The sequence below is a fragment of the Pseudomonas sp. MPB26 genome (genome assembly GCF_046605355.1).
Taxonomy (GTDB): Bacteria; Pseudomonadota; Gammaproteobacteria; order Pseudomonadales; family Pseudomonadaceae; genus Aquipseudomonas; species Aquipseudomonas cedrina.
This window is the reverse complement of record NZ_CP176793.1, coordinates 3,270,345-3,286,355: the sequence shown is the minus strand read 5'-3', so window position 1 is coordinate 3,286,355 and position 16,011 is coordinate 3,270,345. Positions and strand designations below refer to the sequence as shown.

Sequence of the window (16,011 nt, the reverse complement as noted above, 5' to 3'; positions counted from 1 at the left end):
AGATTCCCTCATGGCTTTCAATATGCGCAACCGCAGCCTGCTGTCGCTGATGCACCACACCACCCGCGAGCTGCACTACCTGTTGGACCTGTCCCGCGACCTCAAGCGCGCCAAGTACACCGGCACCGAGCGTCCGCATCTGCAGGGCAAGAACATCGCGCTGATCTTCGAAAAAACCTCGACCCGCACCCGTTGCGCGTTCGAAGTCGCCGCCCATGACCAGGGCGCGCACGTCACCTACATCGACCCGGTGTCGTCGCAGATCGGCCACAAGGAAAGCATGAAAGACACCGCTCGCGTACTCGGGCGCATGTTCGATGCCATCGAGTACCGTGGCTTCGAGCAGGAGATCGTCGAAGAGCTGGCCAAGTTCGCCGGTGTGCCAGTGTTCAATGGCCTGACCGCCGAGTTCCACCCGACGCAAATGATCGCCGACACCCTGACCATGCGCGAACACAGCGACAAGCCGCTGCATGACATCAGCTACGCCTACCTCGGTGACGCGCGCTACAACATGGGCAACTCGTTGCTGATGATCGGCGCCAAGCTCGGCATGGACGTACGCATCGGCGCGCCAAAAGCCCTGTGGCCCCACGAAGATTTCATCCAGCAATGCCAGGCCTTCGCCGAGGAGAGCGGCGCGCGCATCACCATCACCGAGGACCCGGCCGAGGCAGTCAAGGGTGTCGACTTCATCCACACCGATATCTGGGTGTCGATGGGCGAGCCGGTGGAAGCGTGGGACGAGCGCATCGAGCAACTGCTGCCGTACCAGGTCAACACCCAGATGATGAAAGCCTCGGGCAACCCACGGGTGAAGTTCATGCACTGCCTGCCGGCGTTCCATAACAGCGAAACCAAGGTGGGCAAGGACATCGCCGCGCGGTATCCGAACCTGGCCAATGGCGTGGAAGTGACCGAGGAGGTGTTCGAGTCGCCGGCCAACATCGCCTTCGAGCAGGCGGAAAACCGCATGCATACGATCAAGGCGATTCTGGTGTCGGCGTTGGCGGATATCTAAGCGACACCGCTCCCACTGTCGAAACACGGTCAACACTGTGGGAGCGGGCTTGCTCGCGAAAGCGGTGTGTCAGTCAACACAGGTATCAACTGATCCACCGCGTTCGCGAGCAAGTCGAAGCGTCGAACCGCCGCTCCCACATTGGGTCCGGTGTTCACAACGATAGATTTTGGAAGGACTGATTTTATGCGCATCGTCGTAGCCCTGGGCGGCAACGCCCTTCTGCGCCGTGGTGAACCCATGACGGCGGACAACCAACGAGCCAATATCCGCATCGCCACCGAACAGATCGCCAAGATACACGCCGGCAACGAGCTGGTGATCGCCCACGGCAACGGTCCGCAGGTCGGCCTGCTGTCGTTGCAGGCGGCGGCCTACACCAGTATTTCGCCCTACCCGCTGGACGTGCTGGGCGCCGAGACCGAAGGCATGATCGGCTACATCATCGAACAGGAACTGGGCAACTTGCTGGACTTCGAGGTGCCCTTCGCCACCTTGCTGACCCAGGTCGAAGTGGACGCCAACGACCCGGCGTTCCAGAACCCGACCAAACCTATCGGCCCGGTGTATGCCAAGGCCGAAGCCGAAAAACTCGCCGCCGAAAAGGGCTGGGCCATCGCGCCGGACGGCGACAAATACCGCCGCGTGGTCGCCAGCCCGCGCCCCAAGCGCATCTTTGAAATCCGCCCGATCCAATGGTTGCTGGGAAAAGGCAGCATCGTGATCTGCGCCGGCGGCGGCGGCATTCCAACGATGTACGGCGAAGACGGCAAGCTGCAGGGCATCGAAGCGGTGATCGACAAAGACCTGTGCTCGTCCTTGCTGGCCGCGCAGCTGGACGCCGATCTGCTGGTGATCGCCACTGACGTCAATGCCGCCTTCATCGACTACGGCAAGCCCACCCAGAAAGCCATCGGCCAGGCCCACCCTGACGAAATCGAAAAGCTCGGCTTTGCCGCCGGCTCCATGGGGCCCAAGGTGCAAGCGGCCTGCGAGTTCGCCCGCCAGACTGGCAAAACCGCCGTCATCGGTTCACTCTCGGACATCGAAGCCATCGTCCAGGGCAGCGCCGGCACCCGTATCAGCACGGCAAGACCTGGCATCACCTATCTGTAAGTAGAGGAGATACGCCTATGGCCACGTTTGAACCGGGGCACCTGCACGTCGAGCGTCACGCGCTCAACGAGCATGACTACAGCTACAACCTGCACATCGACTACGAAGTCAGCCAGGACCCCAAGGAAGGCAAGGGCATGCTGTTCAAACTGCACGGTTCGGTGCAGGGCAAGGACCTCAAGGAGGAGTTCTTCCTGCCCAAGGACCAGGCGTTCGACTTTGCACGGCATGCGATGAACATCGCGCAAAAATACGGCATGCCGAAAATGGCCGTGTTGAATGGCTCGATGCACAAGCAGTACGACTTGATGTTTGAGGATGTGCGGCATCAGTTGGATGTGAAATCAGGCGACCCGGTCAAGCCTGAGCACCTGCAATAACCCACCCGCACTGACACAACACAGTCAATGTGGGAGCGGCGGTTCGACGGTTCGACTTGCTCGCGAATGCGGTGGATCAGTTGGCACATGCTTGACTGATCTACCGCATTCGCGAGCAAGCCCGCTCCCACATTTTTGATCTCCATCACCTGTCAGGCATACTGGCCGTCTCTCGCTTCCCAGAATTGTCAGCAGCCCCATGCGTATCCACGTCAGCTTCATCGACCGCGTCGGCATCACCCAGGAAGTCCTGGCCTTGCTCGGTGGGCGCAATCTCAACCTGGATGCCGTGGAGATGGTGCCGCCCAACGTCTATATCGACGCCCCGACGTTGAGTGCCGAGGTGCTGGAAGAGCTGCGCGACGCGCTGTTCAGCGTGCACGGCGTACAGGCGGTGACCGTGGTCGACATCCTCCCCGGCCAGCGCCGCCACCTGCAACTCGACGCCCTGCTGGCCGCCATGACCGACCCGGTGCTGGCGCTGGACAGCGCGGGCACGATCCTGTTGGCCAACCCCGCATTGATCGCCCTTTATGGTCGCGAACCGGCCGGAGAGAGCATCAGCGCACTGTTCAACGACCCGGCACTGCTGGACACCTTGCTCGAACACGGCTTTCGCCTGCCGTTGCGTGAGATCAGCGTCAACGGCCAGACCTTGCTGCTGGACGCAACGCCCATCACCGACGCCGGCGCCCTGTTGACCCTTTACCAACCCAACCGCATCGGCGAGCAACTGTCGGCGCTGCACCACGACCATGCCGAAGGCTTTGATGCGCTGCTCGGCGAATCCCCGGCCATCCGCACGCTCAAGGCGCGCGCGCAGCGCGTGGCGGCGTTGGATGCGCCGCTGCTGATCCAGGGCGAGACCGGCACCGGCAAGGAGTTGGTGGCGCGTGCCTGCCATGCAATCAGCGCACGCCACAGCGCACCGTTCCTGGCCTTGAACTGCGCGGCGCTGCCGGAAAACCTCGCCGAGAGCGAGTTGTTCGGTTATGCGCCGGGCGCCTTTACCGGTGCGCAACGCGGGGGCAAGCCGGGGCTGATGGAACTCGCCAACCAGGGCACGGTGTTTCTCGATGAGATCGGTGAGATGTCGCCGTACCTGCAGGCCAAGTTGCTGCGTTTTCTCAATGACGGCAGCTTCCGTCGGGTCGGCGGCGACCGTGAAGTGAAGGTCAATGTGCGCATCCTCAGCGCCACGCACCGCGACCTGGAAAAAATGGTCAGCGAGGGCTCCTTTCGCGAAGACCTGTTCTACCGCCTCAACGTGCTCAACGTCGAAGTGCCGCCGCTGCGCGAACGCGGCCAGGACATCCTGCTGCTGGCGCGCTATTTCATGCAGCAGGCCTGCGCGCAGATCCAGCGGCCCGTCTGCCGCCTGGCGCCCGGCACGTACCCGGCGCTGCTGGGCAACCGTTGGCCGGGCAACGTACGCCAACTGCAAAACGTGATTTTTCGCGCCGCCGCCATCTGTGAAAGCAGCCTGGTGGACATCGGTGACCTGGACATCGCCGGCACGTCGGTGGCGCGCCAGGGCGACGGCGATGTCGACAGCCTGGAACAGGCCATGGAAGATTTCGAACGCAGCCTGCTGGAAAAACTCTACGCCAGTTATCCCTCGACCCGCCAACTGGCGAGCCGGTTGCAGACTTCGCACACCGCCATCGCCCATCGCCTGCGCAAATACGGCATCCCCAACAAGCCCTGAATCCACAGAGAACAAACTGTGGGAGCGGGCTTGCTCGCGAAAGCGGTGTGTCAGCCACCCGACGTATAACTGACACTCCGCCTTCGCGAGCAAGCCCGCTCCTACATTTGGACCGCATTTCATAACGGATTTGGTCTGGGAACGACATCCAGTGTACTGAAAGCGCTACAGCGTAACGATATCGCTACAGACTTACTTTTGCCGCGCCATGCAAGGCTTTGATCCGCATAGGCTTTTTTTAGCGCGCCCAGTTGTAGCGAAATCGCTACAGCCAAACTCAACAAGTTTATGCCGTATTTTCATAACCTATTGTTTTACAACAATTTAATAACGTTGGCCGCGATATTGCTATGCAACTCCCCATTCCAATCCCGTCTACCAGATCATTCTGGCCCTGAGGAGTTTGCATGAGCGAGTTGCGTTTCACTGAAGATCACGAATGGCTGCGTGCCGAAGCGGACGGCAGCGTCACCGTGGGTATCACCGCGTTTGCGCAGAATGCGCTGGGTGATGTGGTGTTCGTGCAACTGCCGGAGCTGCAGGCCTACGCCAAGGGCGCTGAAGCGTCCACCGTGGAATCGGTCAAGGCCGCCAGCGGCGTGTACATGCCTCTGGACGGTGAAGTGCTCGAAGTGAACGACAAGCTCGATGGCAGCCCGGAACTGGTCAACGAAGACCCGATGGGCGAAGGTTGGTTCTTCCGCTTTAAACCGGCCGATGCCGCAGCGGTCGCTAAACTGTTGGATCAGGACGCGTACGACCGCCTGATCAAAGCCAACGCCGAAGCCTGAGGAGCGCGCCATGACGATCAATTTGAGCACTGCCAACGAGTTCATCGCCCGCCACATCGGCCCGCGCCAGGAAGATGAGCAGCACATGCTGGCCAGCCTGGGTTTTGACTCCCTCGAAGCCCTGAGCGCCAGTGTGATCCCGGAAAGCATCAAGGGTACCAGCGTGCTCGGCCTGGAAGACGGCCTGAGCGAAGCCGAGGCCCTGGCCAAGATCAAGGCCATCGCCGCCAGGAACCAACTGTTCAAGACTTACATCGGCCAGGGCTACTACAACTGCCATACGCCGTCGCCGATCCTGCGCAACCTGTTGGAAAACCCCGCCTGGTACACCGCCTACACCCCGTACCAGCCAGAAATTTCCCAGGGCCGCCTGGAAGCGCTGCTGAATTTCCAGACCCTGATCAGCGACCTCACCGGCTTGCCGATCGCCAACGCCTCCTTGCTCGACGAAGCCACCGCCGCCGCCGAAGCCATGACCTTCTGCAAGCGCCTGAGCAAGAACAAGGGCAGCAATGCCTTCTTCGCTTCGATCCACAGCCACCCGCAAACCCTCGACGTACTGCGTACCCGTGCCGAGCCCCTGGGTATCGAGGTGGTCGTGGGCGATGAGCGCGAACTGACCGACGCCAGCCCGTTCTTCGGCGCCCTGCTGCAATACCCGGCCAGCAACGGTGACGTGTTTGACTACCGTGAACTGACCGAGCGTTTCCACGCAGCCAACGCGCTGGTCGCTGTCGCCGCTGACCTGCTCGCCCTGACCTTGCTGACCCCGCCAGGCGAGTTCGGCGCCGACGTGGCCATCGGCAGCGCGCAACGCTTCGGCGTGCCGCTGGGCTTTGGTGGCCCGCACGCGGCGTACTTCTCTACCAAGGATGCGTTCAAGCGCGACATGCCGGGCCGCCTGGTCGGTGTGTCCGTGGACCGTTTCGGCAAGCCGGCCCTGCGCCTGGCCATGCAGACCCGCGAGCAACATATCCGCCGCGAGAAAGCCACCAGCAACATCTGCACCGCGCAGGTGCTGCTGGCCAACATCGCCAGCATGTACGCCGTGTACCATGGCCCCAAAGGCCTGACCCAGATCGCTCAACGCGTGCACCAGTTGACCGCGGTCCTGGCCAAGGGCCTGGTTGCCCTGGGCATGAAGGTCGAGCAACACCATTTCTTCGACACCCTGACCCTCAATACCGGCGCCAGCACCACCAGCCTGCATGACAAGGCCCGCGCCCAGCGCATCAACCTGCGAGTGGTGGACGCCGAGCGCGTTGGCCTGTCAGTCGACGAAACCACCTCCCAGGCCGATATCGAAGCCTTGTGGGCGATCTTCGCCGACGGCAAGCCCCTGCCCGCCTTCGCCGCCACCGAAAGCACCCTGCCGGCCGCACTGCTGCGCCAGTCGCCGATCCTCAGCCACCCGGTGTTCAACCGTTATCACTCCGAAACCGAGCTGATGCGCTACCTGCGCAAGCTGGCCGACAAGGACTTGGCGCTGGACCGCACCATGATCCCGCTGGGGTCGTGCACCATGAAGCTCAACGCCGCCAGCGAAATGATCCCGGTGACCTGGGCCGAGTTCGGCGCCCTGCACCCGTTCGCCCCGACGGAGCAGAGCGCCGGCTACCTGGAGCTGACGTCCGACCTGGAAGCCATGCTCTGCGCAGCCACCGGTTACGACGCGATCTCCCTGCAGCCGAACGCCGGCTCCCAGGGCGAATACGCCGGCCTGTTGGCGATCCGTGCGTACCACCAGAGCCGTGGCGATGAGCGCCGCGACATCTGCCTGATCCCATCGTCGGCCCACGGCACCAACCCGGCCACCGCCAACATGGCGGGCATGCGTGTGGTCGTCACCGCCTGCGACGCCCGCGGCAACGTCGACATCGAAGACTTGCGCGCCAAGGCCGTCGAGCACCGCGATCACCTCGCCGCGCTGATGATCACCTACCCTTCCACCCACGGCGTGTTCGAAGAAGGCATCCGCGACATCTGCGCGATCATCCACGACAACGGCGGTCAGGTGTACATCGACGGCGCCAACATGAACGCCATGGTTGGCCTGTGCGCACCGGGCAAGTTCGGCGGCGACGTGTCCCACCTGAACCTGCACAAGACCTTCTGCATCCCTCACGGCGGTGGCGGCCCGGGCGTTGGCCCGATTGGCGTCAAGTCGCACCTCACGCCGTTCCTGCCGGGCCATGCGGCCATGGCGCGCAAGGAAGGCGCAGTGTGCGCGGCGCCGTTCGGCAGCGCGAGCATCCTGCCGATCACCTGGATGTACATCAGCATGATGGGCGGCGCGGGCCTCAAGCGCGCTTCGCAACTGGCGATCCTGAACGCCAACTACATCTCCCGTCGCCTCGAAGAGCACTACCCGGTGCTCTACACCGGCAGCAACGGCCTGGTGGCGCACGAATGCATCCTGGATCTGCGCCCGCTCAAAGACAGCAGCGGCATCAGCGTGGATGACGTGGCCAAGCGCCTGATCGACTTTGGCTTCCATGCACCGACCATGTCGTTCCCGGTGGCCGGCACCTTGATGATCGAGCCGACCGAAAGCGAATCCAGGGAAGAACTGGACCGCTTCTGCGACGCCATGATCGCCATCCGCGAAGAGATCCGCGCGGTGGAGAACGGCACGCTGGACAAGGACGACAACCCGCTGAAAAACGCCCCGCACACCGCGGCGGAACTGGTGGGCGAATGGACGCACCCGTACAGCCGCGAACAGGCCGTGTACCCGGTGGCCTCGTTGATCGAAGGCAAGTACTGGCCGCCGGTGGGTCGGGTCGACAACGTGTTTGGTGATCGCAACCTGGTGTGTGCGTGCCCGTCGATCGAGAGTTACGCATAACCTGAGGATGAACTCGGTCAAAAATGTGGGAGCGGGCTTGCTCGCGAATGCGGTGTATCAGTTACAGACGCATCAACTGACACTCCGCTTTCGCGAGCAAGCCCGCTCCCACAATTGGACCGAGTACACCCGAAACATAATAAGAAACCGGAGAACAACTCATGTCGTTAAGCGTGTTCGACCTGTTCAAGATTGGCATCGGCCCCTCCAGTTCCCACACCGTCGGCCCGATGCGCGCGGCCGCTCGATTCGTCGAGGGCCTCAAGCGTGACAACCTGCTGAGCGCCACCACCAGCATCAAGGTAGAACTCTACGGTTCGCTCGGCGCCACCGGCAAAGGCCACGGCAGCGACAAAGCCGTGCTGCTGGGCCTGGAAGGCGAACACCCTGACACCGTCAATACCGAAACCGTGGCAACGCGCCTGGCGCAGATGCGCAAGGACGGCCGCCTGAACCTGCTCGGCGAACACAGCATTGCGTTCAACGAGAAAGAACACCTGGCGATGATTCGCAAACCCCTCGCCTATCACCCCAACGGCATGATCTTTCGTGCCTTCGACGCCGCCCACATCCAGATCCGCAGCCGTGAGTACTACTCGGTCGGCGGCGGGTTTGTGGTGGATGAAGACGCCGCCGGCGCCGACCGAATCGTCGAAGACGCCACGCCACTGACCTTCCCGTTCAAGCACGCCAAGGACTTGCTCGGCCATTGCACCACTTACGGGCTGTCCATCAGCCAAGTGATGCTGACCAATGAAAGCGCCTGGCGCCCGGAAGCGGAAACCCGTGCCGGGCTGCTGAAAATCTGGCAGGTGATGCAGGATTGTGTGGATGCCGGTTGCCGTAATGAAGGGATTTTGCCTGGCGGCCTGAAGGTCAAGCGGCGCGCGGCCGCCTTGCATCGCCAGCTGTGCAAACACCCGGAGTCGGCGCTGCGCGATCCGTTGTCGGTGCTCGACTGGGTCAACCTCTACGCCCTGGCGGTCAACGAAGAAAACGCCAACGGCGGGCGCGTGGTCACGGCGCCCACCAACGGCGCGGCCGGGATCATTCCCGCCGTCTTGCATTACTACATGCGCTTTATCCCCGGCGCGAACGAAGACGGCGTCGTGCGCTTTCTGCTCACCGCCGCCGCCATCGGCATTCTGTACAAGGAAAACGCGTCGATCTCCGGCGCCGAAGTCGGCTGCCAGGGCGAAGTCGGCGTGGCCTGCTCCATGGCCGCCGGTGCGCTGTGCGAAGTCTTGGGCGGTACGGTTTCCCAGGTGGAAAACGCCGCCGAGATCGGCATGGAGCACAACCTCGGCCTGACCTGCGACCCGATTGGCGGGCTGGTGCAGGTGCCTTGTATCGAGCGCAATGCCATGGGCTCGGTCAAGGCCATCAATGCGGTGCGCATGGCGTTGCGTGGCGATGGGCAGCACTTTGTGTCACTCGACAAGGTGATCCGCACCATGCGCCAGACCGGCGCTGACATGAAAAGCAAATACAAGGAAACCGCCCGTGGCGGTTTGGCGGTCAACATTATCGAGTGCTGAGGCCCAACGGCGCGCCAGCACGTTTTTCAGGAGCTGAATATGTCCACCGAAACCCTGTTGAAAACCCCATTGCACGCCCTGCACCTCGAGCTCGGCGCGCGCATGGTGCCCTTCGCCGGCTACGACATGCCGGTGCAATACCCGCTGGGCGTGATGAAAGAACACCAACACACCCGTGATCAGGCCGGGTTGTTCGACGTGTCCCACATGGGCCAGATCCGCCTCACCGGCGCCAATGCCGCCAAGGCCCTGGAAACCCTGGTGCCGGTCGACATCATCGACCTGCCGGTGGGCATGCAGCGCTATGCGATGTTCACCAATGACCAGGGCGGTATCCTCGACGACCTGATGGTGGCCAACCTGGGTAACGACGAACTGTTCCTGGTGGTCAACGCCGCCTGCAAGAACCAGGACCTGGCGCACCTGCGCCAGCATATCGGCGACCAGTGCGGCATCGAGCCGCTGTTCGAAGAGCGTGCACTGCTGGCCTTGCAAGGCCCGGCGGCGGTAAAGGTGCTGGCGCGCCTGGCCCCGGAAGTCACCAGGATGACGTTCATGCAGTTCACCACCCTGCGCCTGCTGGGCGTGGACTGCTACGTCAGCCGTTCCGGCTACACCGGTGAAGACGGTTTTGAAATTTCCGTGCCCGCCACCAACGCCGAAAGCCTGGCCCGCAGCTTGCTGGCCGAGACCGAAGTGCAGGCCATCGGCCTGGGTGCCCGCGACTCGTTGCGCCTGGAGGCCGGCCTGTGCCTGTACGGACATGACATGAACACCGACACCACGCCCATCGAAGCCAGCCTGTTGTGGGCGATCTCCAAGGCCCGCCGTGCCGACGGTGCGCGTGCCGGTGGCTTCCCCGGCGCCGACACAATCTTCAGCCAGCAGCAAACCGGCGTGAGCCGCAAACGCGTAGGCCTGTTGCCACAGGAACGCACTCCCGTGCGTGAGGGCGCGCAAATCGTCGACGCAGCGGGCACCGTGATCGGCAGCGTCTGCAGCGGTGGTTTCGGTCCGTCCCTGGGTGGACCGCTGGCCATGGGTTACCTCGACAGTGCATTTATCGCGCTGGACACTGAAGTTTCCGCGCTGGTGCGTGGGAAAAAGGTGCCGCTGCGTGTAAGTAAAATGCCATTTGTACCGCAACGTTACTACCGTGGCTGATTGACTGTTCCTATAAGTAACGCGGTTGCGTTGACGTGCACTAATCTGTAACGCAACCGCCATAAAACAGTGCACTAGCGATAGTCTTTATTTAAGAGTCCACCTATAACAAGTGATCGACTCTATCGAATAAGCCGACCCCGCTTTTATTCACCCAACTGCAATCTCCCCCAGCAAAACCGGCGCATTTACGGGGCTTGTTTTTTCTGCATTAGTTGGCGTAGAGTTTGCCCACTGTGTTTGCATGGGTCGCTTGGAACCTGGACCTGGGCAGTAGCTGAAGTAGTAGTGCTACAACCCGTTCGACGTCTCTTACTTTCCTGCAACCCAGCCCAGTACTCTTTCATGTGAAAGGGGCTGTCATTAATTTTTAGCGTCAAAGGAAAGAAGAAAATGGCTGAACGTCAGAGCGGTACCGTCAAGTGGTTTAACGACGAGAAAGGGTTTGGTTTTATCACGCCAGAAAGCGGACCGGATCTGTTCGTGCATTTCCGCGCTATCCAGGGCAACGGCTTCAAGAGCCTCAAAGAAGGCCAGAAAGTGACATTCGTTGCTGTGCAAGGCCAAAAAGGCATGCAGGCTGACGAAGTTCAAGCAGAAGGCTGATCCAACTGCGACAAAAAGCCCCTGATGGTGACATCAGGGGCTTTTTTATGTGCGATTGCTCGTAAAATGGCTTTTTTCACAAAAGAGCCCGCCATGTCCAAACCCCTGCTGAGCCCCCAGGGCGACTTCCCCGCCGTTGGCCTGGGCCGTCGCCTGGCAGCGATGTTCTATGACTTCCTGTTGTGCACCGCCCTGCTGATCGTCACCGCGTTCATTTACAAACTGGTCTGGATTGCGTTCGTGGGTGAAGCCAGGATGCGCACCCTCACCGAATCCGGTGCGCTGGACGGCGATCCGTTGCTGTCGACGATTCTGCTGTTTGTGCTGTTTGGTTTTTTCGCCAAGTTCTGGACCCATTCCGGGCAGACCCTGGGCATGCAGGTGTGGGGCGTGCGCGTACAGAACGCCGATGGCTCGCGGATCAGCCTGTGGCAGGCGCTGTTGCGCTTTGTGGTGTCGATTGCGTCGTGGTTGTGCGTGGGGCTGGGGTTTATCTGGTCGCTGTTTGATAAGCGCAAACGCAGTTGGCATGACATCTATTCGGATACGCAGCTGGTGCGGATTCCGAAGCGCAAGAAATAATCCCTGAATGGTGGAGATCCAAATGTGGGAGCGGGCTTGCTCGCGAAAGCGTTATATCAGTCAATGAACCTGTCGATTGACACTCCGCTTTCGCGAGCAAGCCCGCTCCCACATTTTGTACCGTGCCCAGTTGGAATCAGGCGTTGCCGGCGAGTTTGAGGCGCGCAGCCTGGGTGAAGTCGAGCATGCGCTTGAGCGGGCGCACCGCGTGGGGAATGACCGACGGCTCGACGAAAATCTCGTTGCTGCCTTCGCGCAGGCACTGCAGTGTGCGCTCCAGCGTATTCATCGCCATCCACGGGCAATGCGCGCAACTGCGGCACGCGGCGCCGTTGCCGGCGGTGGGTGCTTCGACAAAGACCTTGTCCGGGCACAACTGCTGCATCTTGTAAAAAATGCCGCGGTCGGTGGCGACGATGAAGGTCTTGTTCGGCAGACGCTGGGCGGCCGCAATCAGTTGGCTGGTCGACCCCACGGCGTCGGCCAGTTCGATCACCGCCGTCGGCGACTCCGGGTGTACCAGGATGGCTGCGTCCGGGTACAGCGCTTTCATGTCTTCGAGCTGCTTGGACTTGAACTCTTCGTGGACGATGCAGGCACCGTCCCACAGCAGCATGTCGGCTCCGGTCTGGCGCTGGATGTAAGTTCCCAGGTGCTTGTCCGGACCCCAGATGATCGTCTCGCCGTTGTCCATCAGGCTCTCGACGATTTCCAGGGCGCAGCTGGAGGTCACCACCCAGTCCGCCCGCGCCTTGACCGCAGCCGACGTGTTGGCATAGACCACCACGGTGCGCTCGGGATGCTGATCGCAGAACGCCGAGAACTCATCCACCGGGCAACCCAGGTCCAGGGAGCATGTGGCTTCAAGGGTGGGCATGAGGATGCGTTTGTCGGGCGTGAGAATCTTCGCGGTCTCGCCCATGAAACGCACCCCGGCGACCAGCACAGTCTTGGCCGGGTGGGCGGCGCCGAAGCGGGCCATTTCAAGGGAGTCGGAGACACAGCCGCCGGTCTCTTCGGCCAAGGCCTGAATCACCGGGTCACAGTAGAAGTGGGCAACCAGCACCGCGTCCTGGGCTTTGAGCTCGGCGGCGATGGCGGCGCGCAGGCTTGCCTCTTCGTCGGCGCTGAGGGCCTTGGGCTGCTTTGCGTCGAGGTGGGCTTGGACCAGAAGGCGTTCGGAAATTTGCGTCATGTTCGCAAGACCTGCAGGCGCAGTAAGCGCGAAAGTCGAGTGTACCACCGGCTCTGGTGCCCTTCGGGCGCCGCCGGATGAAGTGGTTGTGTTCATCAAGCACGGGTTCAGGTGAAGCTGCGCAAGGCTACAGAATATCCAAGGGTTTCAAAAGCCTAATCTGACATTCGCGGGTGCGCCTGCTCCTTATAAAAGGCGGGGGTCGGCGCGCCCTCGGGAAAGAAACCAGCATCTGCTTCAATTTGCTCCACAGATGCTATTGTTCTATATTTGATTCCACAGACTCATACCCAGGAGGTAATAGACAATGGCAGCCGCTCCTCAAGCACAGGCCTTCACCAAAGATCAGTGCGTGACTGGTCTGCGTGCTGCTGTGGGCATCCTCGAAAAATGGCAGGCGTCGAGTGATCAGGCTTGCCGTGTCTTGCGCATTTCCCGCAGCACCTTCACCCGAGCCAAACAAGGTGATGCGGGTTGGTCCGTAAGCCTGGACTCGGATCAAATGCAACGCATCAGCTTCGTACTCAACATCCATGCGGCACTGCGTCTGGTTTTTGATAACCCCGAGAACGTCTACGGATTTGCGTCGATGGCGAACGACAACAGTTTCTTCAACGGCCGCACGCCGCTTGAAGTCATGGCGCAGGGGGACATGATTTCCCTGTATGAAACGTATCGCCGGATCGATGTCTTGCGTGGAGCGCAATGGTAATGCTGGCCCGCCTGGTTGATCTGCCGGGTGAGCAGGTACACGCCTATCGCTTGGTCAACTCCAAGTTTCCGCCAATCGCCTTGTTTGATGATGTCGCCGATGCGGACGAATTCGAAACCCTCTACCACATCCAGGCGCTGACCAACCCAAGGCTGAAAAACGAAGTGGGGCGCATCGAGCTGATACCCCGCAAGGACATTCCATTTGGTATTTCGGGCTGCTCTTATGCAACGGCGCCCTTCACCCACATTAACCCCGAAGGTTCACGCTTCAGTGATGGCAGCTTCGGCGTGTTGTACCTGGCTGCCACTATGGAGACCGCGCTCGCGGAGGTGCACCATCATCAAGAGAAGTACTGGTCTAACGTCCACGGACTCAATTATGAGCGCTTCGTTTTTCGAGGCCTGTCCTGCGCTTTTGCGCAACGCCTGATGAAAGACGTGACCTCGCTGCCGATGAGCGACCCTCTGTACGACCCTGACGATTACACTCACGCCCGTGCATTGGGCAGAGCAGTGAAGGAAGCCGGCTGCCCCGGCCTTCGCTACAACTCGGTGCGTTTGCCCGGCAATCATTGCTGGGCGCTGATGACCCCAAGACCGGTCTCTTCGATAATTCAGACGGCCCACTATGAAATGGTCTGGAATGGCCATCTGTCCAGCGTGAACACGATCAGCGAAGCCTGACATGCGGCAGTAGACGCGCCGCAGGGTTGTTGCGCATCGACGGTGCCAAATTCCAGGCAAAAAAAAACCCGGAAATCCTCACTTGCGTGGGCCTTCCGGATTTTCTAAACCGCCAAAAATGGTGGGTCGTGTGGGATTCGAACCTACGACCAATTGGTTAAAAGCCAACTGCTCTACCAACTGAGCTAACGACCCGCTGTGTGGTGGCGCGTATAATACTGATTTCTAAGGATTATTCAACACCTTATTTGAAATAAATCAGAAATAACGCGTTGGATCAGTGATTCCGGCCGCTTGGAAGCCTTCCGCACGCAGCCGGCAGCTGTCGCATTTCCCACAAGCACGGCCGTCATCGTCTGCCATGTAGCAGGAAACAGTCAGCGAGTAATCAACGCCAAGTCCTACGCCTGCCTTGACGATATCGGCTTTGCTCAGGTTTTGCAGCGGCGCCAGGATGCGGAAGCCTTGCCCCTCTACGCCGGCCTTTGTCGCGAGGTTGGCCATACGCTCGAACGACTCGACGAACTCCGGACGGCAGTCCGGGTAGCCGGAATAATCCACTGCGTTCACGCCGATAAAGATATCGCGAGCGTTGAGCACTTCCGCCCAACCCAGGGCCAGGGACAGGAATACGGTGTTACGTGCTGGCACGTAGGTCACCGGGATCCCTTCGCTGGGCGCCTGCGGCACGTCGATACTGCTGTCGGTCAGCGCGGATCCGCCGATACCGTTGAGGTTGAGGCCAATCACCTTGTGCTCGACCACACCCATGTCACGGGCGACACGGGCGGCGGCGTTCAACTCGGCACGATGCCGTTGGCCGTAGTCGAAACTCATGGTGTAGCAGCTGTAGCCTTCAGCCTGCGCCATAGCCACTACCGTTGCAGAGTCGAGGCCACCGGACAGCAGGATTACCGCACGTTTTTGGTCCATCGTGTGTTCAGTCATATCAGCGCCCTGGCTCGTCGTTCCAAAGGTATTTATGCAGCTGCAATTGCAGGCGCACCGGTAAATTGTCCGCCACCACCCAATCGGCGAGGTCGCGTGCGTTCAAGTCATGGTGGCTTGGCGAAAACAAGACTTCGCCTGCACGGCGGTCCAGGCCATATTGGATCAGCTTGGAATTTGCCCAGTCGTAGTCGTCACGGGAACAGATGACGAACTTGACCTGGTCATTGGCCGTCAGCAGGTCAATGTTCTCGTAGCGGTTGCGATGCGCTTCCTTGGAGCCTGGGGTCTTGAGGTCGACCACGCGGCTGACACGTGGGTCAACGGCAGAGATATCCAGGGCACCGCTGGTCTCCAGCGATACTTCGTAGCCGGCGTCGCACAACTGCTTGAGCAAAGGGATGGCATTGGGCTGGGCCAGCGGCTCACCGCCGGTGACGCAGACATAGCGCGGCTTGTAGCCGGCGACCTGCTCCAGGATGTCATCAAGGGTGCGCACAGTGCCGCCACTGAAGGCGTAGGCGCTGTCACAGTATTGGCAACGCAAGGGGCAACCGGTCAGGCGCACAAAAACGGTGGGCAGCCCAGCCGTCCGCGTTTCACCCTGCAACGAGTAAAAAACTTCGGTAATACGTAATGTGTCTTGCATAATCGCCACGGGCGTAACAGCTAAACAGGCTGTCCGCCTCCGTCAGGCACTTCAAGAGACCCCGCCA

The 16,011-nt window shown here is 60.9% G+C and carries 15 protein-coding genes and 1 tRNA gene; 12 read left to right on the top strand and 4 right to left on the bottom strand.

The genetic code is table 11. The features are described 5' to 3' along the window. The first annotated feature begins 10 nt into the window (after positions 1-10). The 10 genes from ACLH0H_RS15135 to ACLH0H_RS15090 all read left to right on the top strand — a co-directional run bounded on the left by ACLH0H_RS15135 (position 11) and on the right by ACLH0H_RS15090 (position 11,754). The gene (locus ACLH0H_RS15135) at positions 11-1,021 is read left to right on the top strand and encodes an ornithine carbamoyltransferase (protein ID WP_411378627.1); all 1,011 of its coding nucleotides are present in this window, start codon (positions 11-13) and stop codon (positions 1,019-1,021) included. A 186-nt stretch (positions 1,022-1,207) separates the two neighbouring features. Beyond that, the gene (gene arcC / locus ACLH0H_RS15130; RefSeq protein ID WP_411378626.1) at positions 1,208-2,137 is read left to right on the top strand and encodes a carbamate kinase; all 930 of its coding nucleotides are present in this window, start codon (positions 1,208-1,210) and stop codon (positions 2,135-2,137) included. Between the two features lie 17 nt (positions 2,138-2,154). Beyond that, positions 2,155-2,517, top strand: a complete 363-nt coding sequence (locus tag ACLH0H_RS15125; protein WP_057723823.1) for a DUF5064 family protein — start codon at positions 2,155-2,157, stop codon at positions 2,515-2,517. A 199-nt stretch (positions 2,518-2,716) separates the two neighbouring features. After that, a complete protein-coding gene (locus ACLH0H_RS15120) occupies positions 2,717-4,225 on the top strand; it encodes a sigma-54-dependent transcriptional regulator (RefSeq protein ID WP_411378625.1) in 1,509 nt (502 codons plus the stop codon). Positions 4,226-4,632: 407 nt separating this feature from the next. After that, positions 4,633-5,016 carry a glycine cleavage system protein GcvH gene (gene gcvH / locus ACLH0H_RS15115; protein ID WP_124371683.1) on the top strand — a complete coding sequence of 128 codons (384 nt, stop codon included), beginning with the start codon at positions 4,633-4,635 and terminating at the stop codon, positions 5,014-5,016. Between the two features lie 10 nt (positions 5,017-5,026). Beyond that, positions 5,027-7,864 carry an aminomethyl-transferring glycine dehydrogenase gene (gene gcvP, locus ACLH0H_RS15110; protein WP_411378624.1) on the top strand — a complete coding sequence of 946 codons (2,838 nt, stop codon included), beginning with the start codon at positions 5,027-5,029 and terminating at the stop codon, positions 7,862-7,864. Between the two features lie 161 nt (positions 7,865-8,025). Then, positions 8,026-9,402, top strand: coding sequence for an L-serine ammonia-lyase (locus ACLH0H_RS15105; protein ID WP_411378623.1), 1,377 nt, complete (start codon positions 8,026-8,028; stop codon positions 9,400-9,402). Positions 9,403-9,441: 39 nt separating this feature from the next. Next, positions 9,442-10,566, top strand: a complete 1,125-nt coding sequence (gene gcvT / locus ACLH0H_RS15100) for a glycine cleavage system aminomethyltransferase GcvT (protein WP_411378622.1) — start codon at positions 9,442-9,444, stop codon at positions 10,564-10,566. A 393-nt stretch (positions 10,567-10,959) separates the two neighbouring features. Next, complete coding sequence (locus ACLH0H_RS15095) at positions 10,960-11,172, top strand: cold-shock protein (RefSeq protein ID WP_003365337.1); 213 nt, start codon at positions 10,960-10,962, stop codon at positions 11,170-11,172. Between the two features lie 93 nt (positions 11,173-11,265). Further along, positions 11,266-11,754, top strand: a complete 489-nt coding sequence (locus ACLH0H_RS15090; RefSeq protein ID WP_411378621.1) for an RDD family protein — start codon at positions 11,266-11,268, stop codon at positions 11,752-11,754. Between the two features lie 136 nt (positions 11,755-11,890). Here ACLH0H_RS15090 and nadA read toward each other — a convergent pair whose 3' ends face one another. Next, on the bottom strand, positions 11,891-12,949 hold the full coding sequence (gene nadA / locus ACLH0H_RS15085; RefSeq protein ID WP_076949738.1) for a quinolinate synthase NadA: 1,059 nt from the start codon (positions 12,947-12,949) through the stop codon (positions 11,891-11,893). 307 nt (positions 12,950-13,256) lie between these two features. Between nadA and ACLH0H_RS15080 the strand changes: the two genes are divergently transcribed. Then, positions 13,257-13,661 (top strand): antitoxin Xre-like helix-turn-helix domain-containing protein, encoded by a 405-nt coding sequence (locus tag ACLH0H_RS15080; RefSeq protein ID WP_411378620.1) that lies wholly within the window; start codon positions 13,257-13,259, stop codon positions 13,659-13,661. After that, positions 13,655-14,347: an RES family NAD+ phosphorylase gene (locus tag ACLH0H_RS15075; protein WP_411378619.1), complete on the top strand. Its 693-nt coding sequence runs from the start codon at positions 13,655-13,657 to the stop codon at positions 14,345-14,347. Before ACLH0H_RS15080 ends, ACLH0H_RS15075 begins: the two co-directional genes overlap by 7 nt. A 119-nt stretch (positions 14,348-14,466) precedes the next feature. Here ACLH0H_RS15075 and ACLH0H_RS15070 read toward each other — a convergent pair. From ACLH0H_RS15070 to queE, 3 genes are all read right to left on the bottom strand, one after another. Then, positions 14,467-14,542 (bottom strand) — tRNA-Lys (locus ACLH0H_RS15070). A gap of 63 nt (positions 14,543-14,605) precedes the next feature. Continuing rightward, positions 14,606-15,280, bottom strand: coding sequence for a 7-cyano-7-deazaguanine synthase QueC (gene queC / locus ACLH0H_RS15065; RefSeq protein WP_411382418.1), 675 nt, complete (start codon positions 15,278-15,280; stop codon positions 14,606-14,608). A 16-nt stretch (positions 15,281-15,296) separates the two neighbouring features. Beyond that, entirely contained in the window at positions 15,297-15,944 is a 648-nt protein-coding gene (gene queE / locus ACLH0H_RS15060) for a 7-carboxy-7-deazaguanine synthase QueE (protein WP_065873595.1), read from the bottom strand. Positions 15,945-16,011 lie beyond the last annotated feature (67 nt).

Bases quoted from the DNA above. Each gene is read 5' to 3' on its own strand.
- ACLH0H_RS15075 (WP_411378619.1), top strand. From the start codon at position 13,655: ATGGTAATGCTGGCCCGCCTGGTTGATCTGCCGGGTGAGCAGGTACAC.
- ACLH0H_RS15125 (WP_057723823.1), top strand. From the start codon at position 2,155: ATGGCCACGTTTGAACCGGGGCACCTGCACGTCGAGCGTCACGCGCTC.
- ACLH0H_RS15095 (WP_003365337.1), top strand. From the start codon at position 10,960: ATGGCTGAACGTCAGAGCGGTACCGTCAAGTGGTTTAACGACGAGAAA.
- gcvH (WP_124371683.1), top strand. From the start codon at position 4,633: ATGAGCGAGTTGCGTTTCACTGAAGATCACGAATGGCTGCGTGCCGAA.
- gcvT (WP_411378622.1), top strand. From the start codon at position 9,442: ATGTCCACCGAAACCCTGTTGAAAACCCCATTGCACGCCCTGCACCTC.
- ACLH0H_RS15120 (WP_411378625.1), top strand. From the start codon at position 2,717: ATGCGTATCCACGTCAGCTTCATCGACCGCGTCGGCATCACCCAGGAA.
- nadA (WP_076949738.1), bottom strand. From the start codon at position 12,949: ATGACGCAAATTTCCGAACGCCTTCTGGTCCAAGCCCACCTCGACGCA.
- ACLH0H_RS15080 (WP_411378620.1), top strand. From the start codon at position 13,257: ATGGCAGCCGCTCCTCAAGCACAGGCCTTCACCAAAGATCAGTGCGTG.
- ACLH0H_RS15105 (WP_411378623.1), top strand. From the start codon at position 8,026: ATGTCGTTAAGCGTGTTCGACCTGTTCAAGATTGGCATCGGCCCCTCC.
- gcvP (WP_411378624.1), top strand. From the start codon at position 5,027: ATGACGATCAATTTGAGCACTGCCAACGAGTTCATCGCCCGCCACATC.
- queC (WP_411382418.1), bottom strand. From the start codon at position 15,280: ATGGACCAAAAACGTGCGGTAATCCTGCTGTCCGGTGGCCTCGACTCT.
- ACLH0H_RS15135 (WP_411378627.1), top strand. From the start codon at position 11: ATGGCTTTCAATATGCGCAACCGCAGCCTGCTGTCGCTGATGCACCAC.
- arcC (WP_411378626.1), top strand. From the start codon at position 1,208: ATGCGCATCGTCGTAGCCCTGGGCGGCAACGCCCTTCTGCGCCGTGGT.
- ACLH0H_RS15090 (WP_411378621.1), top strand. From the start codon at position 11,266: ATGTCCAAACCCCTGCTGAGCCCCCAGGGCGACTTCCCCGCCGTTGGC.
- queE (WP_065873595.1), bottom strand. From the start codon at position 15,944: ATGCAAGACACATTACGTATTACCGAAGTTTTTTACTCGTTGCAGGGT.